The following is a 15078-nucleotide window of genomic DNA, read 5'->3' as shown; positions in this document are numbered from 1 at the left end:
GGATTTGCTGGTGGTGACGGATGTGTCGGGTTCTCCCTTATAACCCGTACACGCGTGCGCGCACGCCCGCGTGACGTAGATATAGGAGGGACCCGTCACATCCGTCACCGCATTGATTTCACAGCGTTCTTTCTTTGAGTGCATGACCTAGAACTCCATATCCTCGGAGGTGTCAGTTCCCGCGCACAGTCGGACTCCCCGGAAATGGCGGGCAGTTTTGCTGCGCCACTGCTCCAGCCCTCGATTGACCAGGTTTTCCGCGAATCGCTTGATGGAGCCGGTGAACTCGCCGTTCGCCTCGGTCCAGTTCTTCCAATCGGCAAACAGGGCCGAGGTGGTCTCGCTGAAGCTGTTCCCGCGCTCGCAGCGCTCATCCAGCCAGCGGCCGAAGGCATCCTCGGACTCGAAGTATTCGTCGGTGGCGGCCATCACCGCGGCCGGGGGCCGCAGACCGGTGCGTTGCCAGGCCAAGCAACCTTCGACGGCCCATGCTAGGATGCCGTCGCGCTCGGCCAACAAGCGGTCGGACAGTTGCTTGTCGCGCTTGGCCGGCGGGATGGTGATGGTGAAGGGCACCATGTGCAGGCGCCGCCGCATGGCCTCATCGACGTTGCGGATGGCGGGCTTGTGGTTGCCTGCGACCAGCAGCTTGAACTGCGGGATGAACTCGAAGAAGTCCTGGCGCATGAAGCGGGCGGTGATCTTGTCGCCACCGGTCAGTGCCTTGAGCTTACTCTCGGCCCAGCGGCGTCCCTGTTCGGTCTCGATGGAGGTGACGATGCGGGCGCCCCGCAGCCCCGCCATGTCGGTCGGGTGCCGCTCGGACGTGGTGGCCATGAACATGTCCATGGCGGCGACGGTGGCGTAGTCCCCCAGGATGGCGGTCAGGGTATTGGCAAAGACCGATTTGCCGTTGGCGCCGGTGCCGTAGAGGAAGAACAACGCATGCTCGCTGGTCACGCCGGTGAGGCAGTAGCCGGCGACCCGCTGCAGATAATCCTGCAGATCCTTGTCGCCGCCGGTGACAGTGGCTACGAACTGCCGCCAGATCGGACAATCGCCCTGGGGTGTCGCCATGGTGATCTTGGTCATGGCCAGGGCGCGATTGTGCGGCTGGATCTGGCCGCTATGCAGGTCGACCACGCCGCCGGGGGTGTTCAGCAGCCAGGGATCGCGATCCCACACCTCGGTGGTGGCGGCATGACTGCGGTCCGCCCGAGCCAGGCGTTCGACGGCGGCGACGGTGGAGGCCGATGACAATTTGGATCGGAGCTTGGCAGAACGGGCTGCGGACGCGGCATCCCGACAAATGAGCCGGGCCATATCGTAGGCCAACAGGGTGCTTTCGCGCTCCCAGCGGCAACCGGTCCACAATAGCCATTGGCCCCAGCCGGCAACGAAACGCCAATCCTCGGCATGGGTCTGTGTGAAAGCCGCGGCCAAGGCATCTTCCGTGAAGGCGACGGGCTCGGCGTCCTCATCGTCGTCTTCCATGTCTTCGTCAGCCAGATCATCTCCGTCCAGGGCGTCGCCGTGCCGCTGATCGCGTACCCACAGGCGCTCCGCTTCGCGCTGAAGCCGGTCCATGGGCCAGGGCGGATCGATCCGGGCCTCGTTGTAGGCGACGATCTCATCCCAGGCATCCGCCGGGGAGATGTGGCCGTCACGGCAGCGCCGGATCCAATACCCCATCACCCGCGACAGCGCATCGAACCGGGTGGTGCCATCCATGCCGCCTTCACGGACCTGCTGGCTGAACAGGTCGGTCACCGAACCGCGGGCGGTGCCCGCATCATTGAAATCCAGCCAGGACGATCCCTCGCCATCCAGGGGAGGCATGGCCAGAACGGCTTCCACCAGTTCGCCCAGGTCGCGCTCGACCGAACCGGCCGACAAGATCTCGACCAGGCGTCGACAGCCATTCTTGGCGTGGATGGTGCCAGCAACCCGGATGGGCTGATGGGCCGAACGGAACGAGGGGTCACCGCCGACCTTGGTGGCGATGATGTGACGGACCCGGCAGACAGTGGTGATGTCGTCGCCTTCAGCAGGTTCGGTCAGGCGCCAATAGAGGTGGAGCTTGCGCTGGCCTTCCGGGGTGACACCGCCCGAGGCCACTTCCATGGTGGCCGGGCCGATGTGATGGATCAGGTGCTCGCGCTTGCTGGCGATGTCTCCGTGATCCAGGTCGACCAGAACCACCTGGGTTTGGACCACGTCGTCGGACTTGGCCGAGCCGTGCTTGGCGACGGTGCCAGGCACGACATAGATGGCCATGTCACCATGGGCGGCCCACTGGGCCTGCCGGACCAGGTTGGTCGCGAGGTCGGCGTCGGCCTCGAGGAAGGGCGTATGCGAAGGTTGGGCTTCGTCCGTGCCCTTCTCCGGCAATGCCCGCACCGGTACCCAGCCATCACAATAGCCGAATACCAGTTCGGCATAGGCCGTGATCATGGCGGGATCGGGTTCAGCACCGCCCACGATGGAAACCGGAATCTGCGCGGTCATGCCCAGCACCTCATCTTCCAGGGGCAGAACCGGCATTCGAAGTAATCAGGATCGGAGGTCATGCGCGGCAGCAATTCGCCGGCATCAGTGGCCTGCAGAATGCGGACAGCGCGATCGCTGGTCCGCTGGGCCAATTCCCCGTCGAACGGCACCAGTTCGTGGTGCAATTCGGCGGTGTCCTTGTTGATCGCGGTGAACAGCGCCGGGCTGGCCGAGATACCGGTGACAGCACCCTCCATGTAGGCCTGGTACAGCGCGATCTGCGCTGCATAGATCGGCTTGGAGACAGTGACACCCTTGGCCACCGTTTCACGCCAGTTCTTGGCGTTCATGGTCTTGCATTCCCACAGGGCGGGATAGCCCATCCCGGGGATGACAGGGCCGTCGGCCAGGATGCCGTCCACATGGCCTCGGACACGGCCACCAGCCACCGAGAAGCCGAATTGCTCGCCGTCGGGCCGGTTGCCTTTGCGGGTGTAGATGTCGAAACCAGCCCGCCGCAGCCAGCGGATAGCTACATCTTCCAGGGCATGACCGATGGCGAAGATGCGAAGCGTCTGGCCATTGAAATCGGCCTCGGGGTCCTTGGGCGCACCGGCGAATTCGTACTGCAATGCCCGCTCACAGGAATGGCCCAAGCGGGAGCCGCCGAGATAGGTCCTGGGCGGTGTCGCATCCCGATCCGCGGCCAAACCGGAATCGATCAGGGCGTTGATGCGTTCGGCGAGGCTGGGTTGGTGATTGAAGTCCAACATCAGAACGGTATCTCCGTGCTGTCGGACGCCGCGGTGGTGCGCATGGCGTCCTGAAACCCTTCAACGGCAGCTTCGATCAGGCCCAGAACCTGGACCTCGGTGAGCTCGGCCAATCGCTTGTCCCAGCCAATCTCGTCCATCAGTTCGGCGACCAGCTTCATGGCGGCGCGGATCGCGGCCTGTTCCTGTTCGGTGAGGTCAACCATGGCCGGCGATCTCCGCGCCAATCGCGACCAGAAGCCCTGGCAGGCCTTGGAGCAGAACCAGACCGATGGCCGAGGCCGCTTCGATCGCACCGGGTCGCGCCAGCCAAAGCCATGGGCAGGCTGATGACAGACCGCGCACAGCACCCCACGTGGATGCCAGAGGCGAAGGCGGGTGTTGGCGGACATGGGCGCCTTCCATCACGCAGCCCTCGCCGAGGTATCGTTGCTGGCATCGAACACCAGGGTGCGGATGGCCTGGCGATTGAATCGAAACGCCAGCAGCGCCGATGCCTGATAGCGGGTCAGGCTGAGGTCCTGGCGAAACTCCACCGGCAGCAAGGCCAACTGCTTGTCGGTGGGAGGCTGGTTCAGCCACCGCCGCGACTTGTGGGCGCTTTCGTCGGTTTCGTTCTGGTTCAGCCAGTCATCGGCAGCAGCCAGGCAGACGGTGCGATCTCCGATCGCCAACAGATGGGGCATCCCCCTGGCGAGGCCGCCGACGCCATACCAACGACCGTTGAGGAAGAAGACGCCACCCCAGGCATTGAAGCCACTGGCCACCAGCGCGGCATCGTCGCCGAACAAGTCGCACCACCGGAAGCTGGAGCGCTTCAGCAGGTCGATCTCGGTCATCAGGAATTCCGTGACCGGGGTGCCGGGGTCGGAGGCGGCGCGCTCCCAGACATGGCCGCAGAGGGGGCATTCGGTGACGCCGAGCGGCACCACGGCGCCGCATTCCGGGCATTCCTTGGTCGGCGCCTCGCCGTTACCCTCGCTGCCGTTCAGGTCGATGTCCTGTTCCAGCGAGCCATGCAGGATGCTGGATGTGCCGAAGTCCAGGACGATGCAGTCGGTCTTGATGATCCCGGGATGCTCTTCCGGACTGACCGTCCGCAGGCCCCGGCCGACCATCTGGATCATGGTGCTCTTGTAGGAACTGGGACGGAGCAGCACCACGCAGCTGGTGGGGGGATGATCCCAGCCTTCGGTCAGCACCGCGACATTGACGACGACCTGGGCCTTGCCGGCAGCGTAGTCGGCCAATGCAGTCTTGCGTTCGCCATCGGGCATCTCGCCGGTGACCATGATGGCTTGGATCCCGGCGCTTTCGAAGGCAGTGGTGACGCTACGGGCGTGTTCCACCGTGGAGCAGAACACCACCGTCTGGCGCCCGCCGGCCTTGGCCTGCCAATGGCGAATGACCGCCTCGTTGACCGGCACGGTATTCATCACCCGTGACACCTCGGCCATGTCGAAATCGTCGCCGGAGCAGCCGACCTTGGCGAGATCCTCCTGGACGCCGACATCGATGACGAAGGTCCGGGGCGGAACCAGATGGCCGGCGGCGACCAACTCGCCGATCCGGATCTGATCGGCCACGTTGGAGAAGATCGGCCGCAGGCCCTTGCGGTCGCCGCGATTGGGCGTGGCCGTGACGCCGTAGATCCGGCACATGGGGTTTCGGTGCAAAGCCTGGTCGATGATCCGGCGGTAGCTGTCAGCCGCCGCATGATGGGCTTCGTCAATGACCAGCAGATCGATGGTCGGCATGCTGTCCAGGTTGGCCTGCCGAGCCAGGGTCTGGACCATGGCGAAGGTCACCTGGCCCTCCCAGGACTTGGCCTTGGAATCCACCACCGACGTGGTCAGCAGCGGGGCGACGCGGCCAAACTTGCTCCGATTCTGATCGGTGAGCTCATCGCGGTGGGCAAGCACGCAGGCTTTGGCCTGGGTGCCGCCGATCACCTCGGTGGTAGTGGCAGACAGCATGATGGTCTTGCCGGCACCGGTGGGCGCGACGCCCAGGGTGTTTTGGTGCTCGTCGAGCGCGCGGGCGCTACGCTCGACGAACAGCTTCTGGCGGGGGCGCAGCAGCATGGCCGTTCCCCTTACTGGGCCCAGGACGGACGATTGCCGGTATTGGCGACCGTCATGCTGGTGGACTGCCCGGCGGGCTTGGGCGCCGAGCTGACGATCCCCATCAGGCCGGCATATTCCTTGTGATCGGGTGTGATGGCGGCACGGATCTCATTCTTGTCGTCGCCGTTGGTGTCCTTGCCGACGTCGATCTTGGCCACGAACTCGATGCCATCCAGATCGCCAATGCCGCTGATGCGCCGCGCCGCTTGGGCCTGGGGCGACGAATCCTTGTCGGACAGGCCGCGGGCGGAGTTCAGCATGGCGCGCACCAGGGCGCGGCCCATGTTGCCCCATTCCGGACCCTTCGGACTGTAGAGGCCGATCAGGGTGAAGATCTTGCGCCGGGCGTAGGGGCCTTCCAGCACGGTGAATTCACCGCTGATATAGACCGAGCCGGTGGTGCCGCGGGTGGCATAGCCGCCAGTCCACCCCTGGGTCGGGTCGTCGTAGCCGCCGGGGCGGATGGACAGCCGGACCTTGGCGATGGTGCCCTTGGGGATGATGTTGACGACCGGTTTGGCGTCGTTGAAGTCGTTCCAGGAATTAGCCATGACAGTGCGCTCCTCTCGTCAGGATTGGGCGTGTTCGGAATTGGTGGGGGCCGGGGCGGCTGGGCTGGGGCGGCCATATTCCAGGCGCTGGGCGGCAGGCGCGGCGGGGCCGCGGATCTTGTCCATCAAGCGGCCGAGATGCGGTTCTTCGATCAGATCGAGGCGCCCACTGCGGTCCTTGGCCGGATAACCCCAGGCGTTCAGGGTCTGGCAGATGAAGGCCCGGTGAAGGTGGCCGTCGTCGCCCTTCACGTCGGTCATGGTGATGACCTGATCGACGATGCCGGGGAGTTCCAAGCCGGTCTTGGCCCCATCGATCTGGGGCACGAAGACCTTGCGGTTGAAGTCGTCCAACTTCTCGTCCAGGACGCCCACGAAGATGATGTTCTTGCCGCGGGTGTGCTGCAGGTGGGTCAACCAGCCGATCATTTCACGGCCGTGCAGGCCGTAGGCTCCGCGGATGTCGGGTTTGCCGGTCTTGTCCGAGAACGCGTCCGGCTGGCCGCGGCACCACTGGAAGCAGAGACGGCCTGCCACCGTGATCGAGTCGATGAACACCGTGTCGTAGCGATCCAGAACCGTGGGGTCGCCGAACCGCTCGCAGACCGCGTCGTAATGGGCCTGGCTGTAGGGCTGGTCGTCGCGCAGTGCCGGATTGGGGCCGCCGATGAAGACGGCGAAGTCGCGGCATTCAGGCCAGGTGCGCGGCCGGATGGTGTCACCCGGCCAGCCCTCGATGGCGAGGTCGCCCGCCTCGAGATCCATGAACAGTGCCGTCGAATACGGCTGGCCATTGGCCAGGGTCGTGCTCGACAGCAGCGTCCACAGGAGCGAGGTCTTGCCGATGCCGGGCCTGCCGAAGATGCAGGCCTTGATGCCACGGGGCTCCGCCAGCCGCTGGTCGGCGGTGATGATGCGGAAGCCCTGGTTGGGGATGGATGGGGTGCTCATCACACCCCCTCCACGGCGCGGACCGCCGCATCGACCGCATTGGACACGCCCATGGCACCGGCACAGCGGGCGTAATCGTGAAGGCGGCGCAACGCCGAAACCTGATGGATCAGGTTCGCCGACACCTTGTCCAGCGCCTGGATGGCGAGGGCCACGTCATCGACGCTGGCGTCTTCGATGGCCTTGACCACCGAGGCGGTCTCGTCGCCGATCGGGGGCACCTCGATGGTGTCCGGGATGGCGTCGAAGGACATCTTCTTGCGCAGGCGTTCGAGCAACTGGGTAGACATAGGGGTGCTCCTTTTCGTCAGAGCCAGATTTCGTCGGAAGTGCTGCTGCCGGGCCCTGACGCCGCTCTGGAGCCTGCGGTCGAGGTATTCGCCTTGATGGCTGTTCCATTCCCCCGAAGGCCCGGCATGAAGTGCTGGGCTCAGTCGTCGCCCGTCGCTTCGCGGGGGCTGTTCGGCGTCTGGCCGGATTCGGTGGCGTAGATGGAATAGAGCGGAGTGCCGTCAGCAGCCGTACCGGCGCCTTCAATGCGATAGTCCTCGCCAGGCTCGATCACCTGGTTCAGTTCCCAACGCCGGTACAGGCCGGGCAAACGGAGGAACTGGTTGTCCGAAGAATCGTGCATTCCCAGGCTTCCCTTGGCTCCTGGCCGGACCATCCGGACCAATCGAAAGGAAAACGCGGTGCAGCAGCGGGATTTGGGACAGGCCCGCATCAGATTTCTCCCAGCACGTCACGAAGACGGGCCAGGGCGCGCTGGTAGCGCTTGCGGACGGCGTCATAGCCGAGGCCAAGGCGGTCAGCGACATCACGCTGGCCTTCGCCCATCATCACCACGGCGACAACAATGTCGGCGTCGTTCCCAATCAGATCGGTCAGGACACGATGGACAAAGCCGGCCACCGCATCAGGATCAGTCCCGGCCGGCAGGCCGAAGCTCGAAGACGTGGATGCGTGAGAAGCGAATTCGTCGGGATCGGGCAGTTCCTCATACGTCGCAGCCTCCGCCCACCGGCGACGAAGGTCGTCACGGATATCGCGCTCGACATTGGTGATCAGGGTGGCCGCGACCCGGTTGATCCGGCTCAAATCCGCCCGCTGCATGCCCATGGCAAAGCGGCCGGCGATCTCGGAGGCCAGTTCATTGGGGTCGGAACGGAAGAAACGCCAGAGCCGCCGATAAAGAGCATCAAGCCCGGGCCAGAGTCCCAACCACACCATGGCGGTGGCGACATCGCGGTCATTTCGGTGCCGCTGCGCCGCTGCGACCAGGGTGGCCAGGATCAGATCCTTGTCGCCTGGGTCGCCATTGCGACTATGGAGATGATCCAGCACCGCAGTGGTGTCGACAAAGCGTCCAAGAACGGGATGTTCCCGTCGCAGAAGCTCGAACTGGGTGTTGGACGAGTGAAGGGTGAGGGTCCGCTCGAAATCCGCTTGGATTTGCTGCCAGAGAGCGCGCACGAGATGCCTGCCTTACGGCCGGGCATCTCGTGCCTCCTGGTGGCCAGGTCAGGGTGTCGAGCGCCTCTGCGATTTCATTGGGGGGTAGGTGAGAGCGTCAGCTCTCGGGCGTGGTCGCGTGGTTGAGCGTGCCGCAGCCACGGCAGGTGGCCTGAACCGGGAAGCCCACGAAATACTCGTGGCCATGACCAAAGCGCAGGTGCATGCGGCCGTCCTGGCAAATGCCGAGCAGCTTGCCGCAGCGCGTGCAGCGCCATTCGGCGTTCAAGGTGGTGGGGTTGATCTTCGCAGCGCCGGACATGCTCGTCGGGGCGGCCTGGCGCGGAGGGAAGGGAGTCGGCATTGAAGTGCTCCTCTGATCGATGGAGCCCTTCTATTGGCCCAAAGAATCGGAGCTAGTCAGACCCCCCAATCGGAGCCGGATCGGAGTTGGCCGTCAGTAGGCTATCTCCCACACCCCTTTTCTAGGGCTTCTGAGGAACTGTTCCTTCAGCTTGTCCCAGAGCGGCTGGTTGAAAATATTCGCCATCGACTGGTCCTCGGCGATCCCTTGGACGAGATCCTTTGTCGCCATCGGCATTGGACCTGCATTGTGAGCATCTACCAATTTCTGGAGAACCTGGATTCGATGCCCGCCTTTGATGTCGATGCTGCCCTTCCCCGGCACGAACAGGGTCGCGATCTCTTCCCCTAAGCGGGTGAGTTCGACCGCCTGGCCACCGCGGGCCAAGATCCGGTGCCTTCTGAACACCGACCGGAGCTTGTCTGCCATCAATTTGATTTCAGACTGGGCATTGTCGATATGGTCGGCCAACTGCGTCAGAACGTTGGCCGCCAGGCATGGCCCAGGAGCGTTGCCGGCCTGCAGAACCAGTCCGATGCCAAGGTTGTGGCGTGCCCTAAGCTCTGTATCGACGCTGGACCGCACTTTCTCACGGTTGAGGCCACGCGCAAGGTAAATCGGAACATCTCCACCATCGACCACTAGCGTCCCAAGGTAGAGAAGTTGGTCGGTAAGCGTCTCGAAGGCGGGCGCGTCTAGAACTTGTTCGAGACGTGACTTCAGGTGTTCCGCGACCCAGCCACCACGCACCCGATAGATCCTGTAGCGATCCGGGTTACCGCCAGGAGTTACCTGTCCCTCGGCGACCTTGAGGTCGGCCACCTTCCGGTCGCCTGCCTCAGTGGCTTTCTCATCGACCCGAACAACCACCTCGGCAGCGACTGGGCCTACCTCATCCTCATCGTCAATCAGGTCATCGCCTTCCCAGCCAGCGGGCACGAGAAAGCCTAACTCCGTCAAGAGACCAGGATCGACACCGCGATCCAGAAGCCAAGCGCCGGTTATCTTCTCTGCTCCAACGTCCCAGATGGCCAACAAGGCGGGGATGACTGCCATGCTATCTGAGTCGCTTGGCGATCGACCATCGCGCAAGATCTTCCAATATCGCAGCAGGCTATGCCCAAGAACTCGTTCGAAGGGGTCATCGACGCTGAGAAGGCTGCTCGTGTTGCGGTCGGTGAGCGTGAAGTTGAGAGTTCGCGCATCGTCCCGCCCAGCGCTGCGATACCGCACCGCGATTTCGACCAAGCGGATTGCCACCGCCCGCTCGAAAATCATTGGGAGTCCAGGTTGGCTGCCGATGATTTCGGAGATGTTCTGATCGATCGTGGTGGAAAGCGAGAGGCGATTGGCAAGATTGCCGACGCTTATATCTGCCCGGATCACTTGTGCTCGGAGGATCGCCGCGTCATCGAGTTCCGGCAGTTCAAGATCGAATCCTTTCAGGAACTGCGAAATATCGTAAGCTTGGAAGTCGACCGGCTGATTGGAATAGGTCTGATCAAGAGCCGTCTCGATGAAGCGTTCGGCGATGGTGTGCCGTAGCCTTCTGTTGCCTGCGCGAACATGGACCCGCCCGGTCGACGGCGTGTAGACGATCATTGCTTCTCCGGGCGGGCGGAAATAGATACTTGACCGATTACCATCGTCGTCGATTTCCCGGACACTTGTCGGGGGATCAGGGTGGTACAGTAGGTACATTTCTGCAGCCGGTTCGTCACCCTCCTCGGGGATGTCGAACCTGTCGATGCTGTAGCCATCACCGCGATCAAGGCGCTGATTGAGGTCGGCCAGGAGTGCATCAAGTACTGCGCTACCGGCGTCTGGACCTCCGTCAACCGACGGTTCGGCCATGAATGTCTGGTAATGCTTGTCGTAGCGCCGGTAGAGACGCAAATGGAGGCTGTTCTCCGCCGCCTCGAACAAGCCGTGTTCGTTGGCGAAGGTCCATAGGCTTCGCGCCAGTTCATTCCGCTGGTTCAGAAGGATCTTGGCGCGATCGGGTTCAAGCTTGGTTTTGGCAAGGCCTTCGAGGACGTACTGGCCGCGGGTGCTCGCGATTGTAACAACCCGGGCGGCTTCGGCTTCGAGTGGTCCCAGCCGGTCTTTCTTTTCTTGCTGCAGCATTTTGCTGGCCGTGGGGGGATGGCCAGGTTCTTTCGGGGCGAGTTTATAGGCTTCAAGCCACGTCAATCTCTCGAAGGCTTTGCTTTCGAGAAATTCTGCGATCAGCTTCGGCTCCAAGTCCTCGAAGAGTCGAGTGAGGTTTGGGCAGGTCTTGGCTGCGGCTCGAACCATCTAAGTCTCCGTCAACGCGTAAATTTGCTGGAGCGCAGGCCACATAATAGTGGAAGCCAAATCGGGGGGCAAGATTGCGGGTTCTTCATATGTTCCAGGCATCCAGTTTTCTGCCTTACCTGTCCCATATCGAGCCACGGGCAAGCGTTTAATCGGTATCAACAACACCGATCGCGGCCCTGAAAATGTTCATCGCCCTATCCCCCGACCGCATGACCGCCGCCGAGCGCCTTGACGAGGTCGCCGAGATTCTCGCCACCGGCGCGATGCGTATGCTGGCGCGGAAGTCCACTCGTTTATCTCCTGACGGCGGAGACAGTTCCGTCGACTTCACTGCCAACCGGAGCGTGTATGGCGAGGTCCCCAACAGCAGGGCTTCCCGCTCATGACAAACGCGATCCTTTCCCAGGTGGCTGAATTGCCCACCCTGCCAACGCCCAGGCTGAAGGCCATGTGGCGCGAACTGACCGGCACCGAGCCACCGCCCTATAATCGCACCTTCCTGGTCAAGCGTCTGGCCTACCGGATCCAGGAACTGGCTTTCGGCGGCTTGTCGGTGCGGGCTGAACGTCGCCTCGATGATCTGATCGAGGAACTTGACGGCAAGAAGAAGCCTAGGCCCAAGGACATGACCGCCCCAGTGATCGGCACCAAGCTGATCCGGGAATGGCAGGGCGTGCTGCAGGAAGTGACCGCCCTGGCCGATGGCTTCGAATGGAAGGGCCGCCGCTATCAGAGCCTGTCGGCGGTGGCCCGCGCCATCACCGGTACCCGCTGGAACGGGCCGCTGTTTTTCGGCCTGCGCAAGCACGGCAAGCTGGAGGGCAACCGATGACCGCTGCCAAGCCCCTCCGCAAAGTCCGATGCGCCATCTATACCCGCAAGTCCTCGGAAGAGGGGCTGGAAATGGAATTCAACAGCCTCGACGCCCAGCGGGAATCCTGCGAAGCCTATATTACCAGCCAGAAGGCTGAAGGCTGGGTGCCGGTGCCTGACCATTACGACGATGGCGGCTTCTCCGGCGGCAACCTGGAGCGCCCCGCATTGAAGCGCCTGCTGGCCGACATTGAGGCCGGGTTGATCGACGTGGTGGTGGTCTACAAGATCGACCGCCTGTCGCGCTCGCTGATGGATTTCTCCAAGCTGGTCGAGGTGTTCGACCGCAACGACGTCACCTTCGTGTCGGTGACGCAGTCGTTCAACACAACCACGTCCATGGGGCGGCTCACGCTGAACATCCTGCTCTCCTTCGCTCAGTTCGAACGCGAGGTGATCGGCGAGCGCATCCGTGACAAGTTTGCCGCCTCGCGCAAGAAGGGGATGTGGATGGGCGGGGTACCCCCGCTGGGATACGACGTGGTGGCCCGCAAGCTGGTGGTCAACGAAGCCGAGGCCGATCTGGTGCGCCACATCTTCCGCCGCTTCCTCCAGGTCGGCTCCGCCACCCTGCTGGTCAAGGAATTGAACTCCGCCGGACACCACACGAAGTCCTGGATCACCCAGGATGGCAACGAGCGCCTGGGGGCTCCGTTCACCAAGAACTTCCTCTACAAGATGCTGGAGAACCGGGTCTATCTGGGCGAGGCTGTCCACAAGGGCGTGGCCCATCCCGGTGAGCACGAGGCCATCATCGACCGTACCACCTGGGAACGGGTCGAAGCGGTAAAGGTCGATAACGCCCCCAGGAAGCGGGCCGCTGCCGCCCGCGCCACAACCCCTGCACCACTGAAGGGCCTAGTGGTCTGCACCCATTGCGGCCGGGCAATGACGCCAACCCATACTCGCAAGAAGGGGCGGCTCTACAGGTATTATACCTGCATGAAGGCGATCAATGCCGGCCACGACACCTGCCCGGTGCGTAGCATTGCCGCGGGTGAGATCGAGGCTGCGGTGATTGGCCAGGTCCGAGCCCTGCTGCGCGCCCCCGAGATTCGGGCTCGGGCGGAGCGCATGGCGCCCCAACTGGCCATAGCAGACCTGCACGCAGCTCTCGACCGGTTCGACGCGGTATGGGATGAGCTTTTTCCCGCCGAACAGGCTCGCCTCCTCCAACTGCTGGTGGAGCGGGTTAGCATTTCGCCCGACGGGGCGGACTTGCGCTTACGCGCTGAGGGGCTGGCCAGCGTGGTCGCCGACATCACTGCCCAGGCAAGTGAACGGAGCGCTGCATGAGCGGCGTCAGCATCGACACCTTCACCGTCCGGGTGCCGCTGAAGCTGAAGCGGCATGGCGGCCGGAAACTGGTGATCGTGCCTGATCGGGGCGGGATTCCTGAGCGCCCCAGTGCTAGGCCGGACGACACCCTGCTGAAGGCATTGGCCCGTGCCCACCGGTGGAAGCGGATGCTGGAGTCTGGGCAGGTGGCATCGCTGAACGAACTAGCCGAGGCCGAGAAGATCAATCCCTCCTATCTCAGCCGTATCTACCGCCTGACCTTACTGGCCCCCGACATCGTCGAAACCATCCTCGACGGTCGCCAGCCGCGCACACTCCAACTTGCCAACCTGATGGACGACATGCCGGTGGAATGGGAGCAGCAGAGGGGATTGCTAAACGGCTGACAGTTTCCATAGTGTTGCGCGGCGTCGACCAATCCTTATGATGGCCCAATGAATGTAGGTGCTTCTACTTCTCAGGAAATTATTACGGTTCTGGCCGTTGCCACTGTTTACGGCGTGCGGCTTGTCGCCTTGCCGATGTGGAACTTTTGACCTTCCCCCCTGAAACCGGTCCACGCGGAGAGTGAGTTCCCATAACCTGACGGAAACAGGGGAACTCAGATGAAGCGCAGTCGATTTAACGAGGAACAGATCATCGGCATCCTGAAGGAGGCCGAGGCGGGCGAGATGCCCGCCGTGTCGGTGTGCCGCAAGCACGGTATCTCCGAGCAGACCTTCTACCGCTGGAAATCCAAGTATGGGGGTATGGAGGTGTCGGAGGCCAAGCGGCTGAAGGCGTTGGAAGACGAAAACACGCGGCTGAAGAAGCTGTTGGCCGACGCCATGCTGGACAATGCCTTGCTGAAGGAAGTCCTCGGAAAAAAATGGTGACGCCCACGGCGTTGAGGGAAGTCGGATGCTGGCTGATGTCGGAAAAGGGCATCAGCCAGCGCCGCGCCTGCAACCTCGTGGGCCTTCACCGTTCGGTAGCGCGGTATCGGCATCGCCAACGTGACGATGGCCCGATCCGGGACAGGCTGAAGGATCTGGCCGGCCGGCATCGTCGCTACGGCTATCTGCGCCTGCATGCCTTGCTTCGCCGGGAGGGGCTGGTGATCAATCACAAGCGAACATACCGACTGTACCGCGACGAGGGGCTGGCGGTGCGGACCAAGAAGCGCAAACGGCTGGCGGGCCGGGAGCGCGTGCCGCTGGCGGCGCCGGAGCGGCGCAATCAGCGTTGGTCGATGGACTTCGTTTCCGACAGCCTGTGCTCGGGCCGCCGCTTCCGGGTTCTCAACATCGTCGACGAACACACAAGGGAAAGTCCCGGCCAGTTGGTCGACCTGTCGATCTCGGGTGAGCGGGTGGCCCGTCTGCTCGATCAGTTGGCCGTTTTGCATGGCCTCCCCGAGGAGATCGTTACGGACAATGGTCCGGAATTTACCAGCAAGGCCATGTTCCTGTGGTCGCTGAGAACCGGCGTCCAACTCCGCTTCATTCAGCCCGGCAAGCCCATGCAGAATGGCTACGGCGAGAGCTTCAATGGCAAGTTCCGGGATGAATGCCTGAACGAGAATTGGTTCACCAGCCTGGCTGAGGCCCGCCGCCTCATCGAGGGCTGGCGCCGCCATTACAACGAGGAGCGGCCCCATAGCGGACTGAGGTATCAAACACCCGCCGCCTTTGCGGCCAAGCGACGTGGTGCCGTCCTGCGGTCGCCTTCGGCTCCCTCCGGCCAACACCACGTCGCCAGCACTATCGCAACCATGGTATCAACCGAAACACTCACCCTCTGAGTGGGCCGAATCAAGGGGGAAGGTCACTTTTGCTCGACGGGGTTCCGGGCAGAGTCAATGACCCCAGATTTCTGCCCAGCACAACGGGTCTTCCTCAATCCGAGTCAATCAGGGA

17 protein-coding genes are annotated in these 15078 nt (G+C 63.0%); 6 read left to right on the top strand and 11 right to left on the bottom strand.

Annotated features, from left to right (window positions below):
* Window positions 1–147: 147 nt before the first annotated feature.
* Genes XM1_RS00160 through XM1_RS00150 form a run of 3 tightly spaced genes read right to left on the bottom strand, consistent with a single transcriptional unit; the run spans window position 148 to window position 3469 of the window.
* Window positions 148–2544, bottom strand: coding sequence for a phage/plasmid primase, P4 family (locus XM1_RS00160; RefSeq protein ID WP_068427934.1), 2397 nt, complete (start codon window positions 2542–2544; stop codon window positions 148–150).
* Complete coding sequence (locus XM1_RS00155) at window positions 2505–3263, bottom strand: PD-(D/E)XK nuclease family protein (protein ID WP_068427931.1); 759 nt, start codon at window positions 3261–3263, stop codon at window positions 2505–2507. The genes XM1_RS00160 and XM1_RS00155 overlap by 40 nt, the downstream gene beginning before the upstream one ends.
* A complete protein-coding gene (locus XM1_RS00150) occupies window positions 3263–3469 on the bottom strand; it encodes a DUF6511 domain-containing protein (RefSeq protein WP_068427927.1) in 207 nt (68 codons plus the stop codon). The genes XM1_RS00155 and XM1_RS00150 overlap by 1 nt, the downstream gene beginning before the upstream one ends.
* Between XM1_RS00150 and XM1_RS25110 the strand changes: the two genes are divergently transcribed.
* Window positions 3468–3593, top strand: a complete 126-nt coding sequence (locus XM1_RS25110) for a hypothetical protein (protein ID WP_255360605.1) — start codon at window positions 3468–3470, stop codon at window positions 3591–3593. The genes XM1_RS00150 and XM1_RS25110 overlap by 2 nt on opposite strands.
* A gap of 74 nt (window positions 3594–3667) precedes the next feature.
* Here XM1_RS25110 and XM1_RS00145 read toward each other — a convergent pair whose 3' ends face one another.
* The 8 genes from XM1_RS00145 to XM1_RS00110 all read right to left on the bottom strand — a co-directional run bounded on the left by XM1_RS00145 (window position 3668) and on the right by XM1_RS00110 (window position 11005).
* Window positions 3668–5347 carry a DEAD/DEAH box helicase gene (locus tag XM1_RS00145; protein WP_068427924.1) on the bottom strand — a complete coding sequence of 560 codons (1680 nt, stop codon included), beginning with the start codon at window positions 5345–5347 and terminating at the stop codon, window positions 3668–3670.
* A gap of 11 nt (window positions 5348–5358) precedes the next feature.
* Window positions 5359–5940 carry a hypothetical protein gene (locus XM1_RS00140; protein WP_068427921.1) on the bottom strand — a complete coding sequence of 194 codons (582 nt, stop codon included), beginning with the start codon at window positions 5938–5940 and terminating at the stop codon, window positions 5359–5361.
* Window positions 5941–5958: 18 nt separating this feature from the next.
* The gene (locus XM1_RS00135; protein WP_068427918.1) at window positions 5959–6891 is read right to left on the bottom strand and encodes an ATP-binding protein; all 933 of its coding nucleotides are present in this window, start codon (window positions 6889–6891) and stop codon (window positions 5959–5961) included.
* Window positions 6891–7181 (bottom strand): hypothetical protein, encoded by a 291-nt coding sequence (locus tag XM1_RS00130; protein ID WP_068427915.1) that lies wholly within the window; start codon window positions 7179–7181, stop codon window positions 6891–6893. The genes XM1_RS00135 and XM1_RS00130 overlap by 1 nt, the downstream gene beginning before the upstream one ends.
* Before the next feature lie 140 nt (window positions 7182–7321).
* Window positions 7322–7525, bottom strand: coding sequence for a hypothetical protein (locus XM1_RS00125; RefSeq protein ID WP_009870337.1), 204 nt, complete (start codon window positions 7523–7525; stop codon window positions 7322–7324).
* An 89-nt stretch (window positions 7526–7614) separates the two neighbouring features.
* Window positions 7615–8364 carry a sigma-70 family RNA polymerase sigma factor gene (locus tag XM1_RS00120; RefSeq protein WP_068427911.1) on the bottom strand — a complete coding sequence of 250 codons (750 nt, stop codon included), beginning with the start codon at window positions 8362–8364 and terminating at the stop codon, window positions 7615–7617.
* Between the two features lie 97 nt (window positions 8365–8461).
* Window positions 8462–8707: a hypothetical protein gene (locus XM1_RS00115; protein WP_156428592.1), complete on the bottom strand. Its 246-nt coding sequence runs from the start codon at window positions 8705–8707 to the stop codon at window positions 8462–8464.
* Between the two features lie 93 nt (window positions 8708–8800).
* On the bottom strand, window positions 8801–11005 hold the full coding sequence (locus XM1_RS00110) for a hypothetical protein (RefSeq protein WP_068427905.1): 2205 nt from the start codon (window positions 11003–11005) through the stop codon (window positions 8801–8803).
* Between the two features lie 185 nt (window positions 11006–11190).
* On the opposite strand from XM1_RS00110, the gene XM1_RS00105 reads away from it, so the two are divergent.
* From XM1_RS00105 to XM1_RS00080, 5 genes are all read left to right on the top strand, one after another.
* A complete protein-coding gene (locus XM1_RS00105) occupies window positions 11191–11394 on the top strand; it encodes a hypothetical protein (RefSeq protein ID WP_068427902.1) in 204 nt (67 codons plus the stop codon).
* A complete protein-coding gene (locus XM1_RS00100) occupies window positions 11391–11840 on the top strand; it encodes a DUF2924 domain-containing protein (RefSeq protein WP_068427900.1) in 450 nt (149 codons plus the stop codon). The genes XM1_RS00105 and XM1_RS00100 overlap by 4 nt, the downstream gene beginning before the upstream one ends.
* Window positions 11837–13177 (top strand): recombinase family protein, encoded by a 1341-nt coding sequence (locus XM1_RS00095; protein WP_068427897.1) that lies wholly within the window; start codon window positions 11837–11839, stop codon window positions 13175–13177. The genes XM1_RS00100 and XM1_RS00095 overlap by 4 nt, the downstream gene beginning before the upstream one ends.
* Complete coding sequence (locus tag XM1_RS00090) at window positions 13174–13566, top strand: hypothetical protein (RefSeq protein WP_068427893.1); 393 nt, start codon at window positions 13174–13176, stop codon at window positions 13564–13566. The genes XM1_RS00095 and XM1_RS00090 overlap by 4 nt, the downstream gene beginning before the upstream one ends.
* 219 nt (window positions 13567–13785) lie before the next feature.
* A protein-coding gene (locus tag XM1_RS00080) for an IS3 family transposase (RefSeq protein ID WP_156428591.1) occupies window positions 13786–14963 on the top strand; the annotation gives its coding sequence in 2 pieces (ribosomal slippage) (window positions 13786–14044 and window positions 14044–14963; 1179 coding nt in all).
* The last annotated feature ends 115 nt before the right edge of the window (window positions 14964–15078 follow it).

Source organism: Magnetospirillum sp. XM-1 (assembly GCF_001511835.1).
Classification (GTDB): domain Bacteria; phylum Pseudomonadota; class Alphaproteobacteria; order Rhodospirillales; family Magnetospirillaceae; genus Phaeospirillum.
This window is presented reverse-complemented; position numbering and strand designations above follow the sequence as displayed.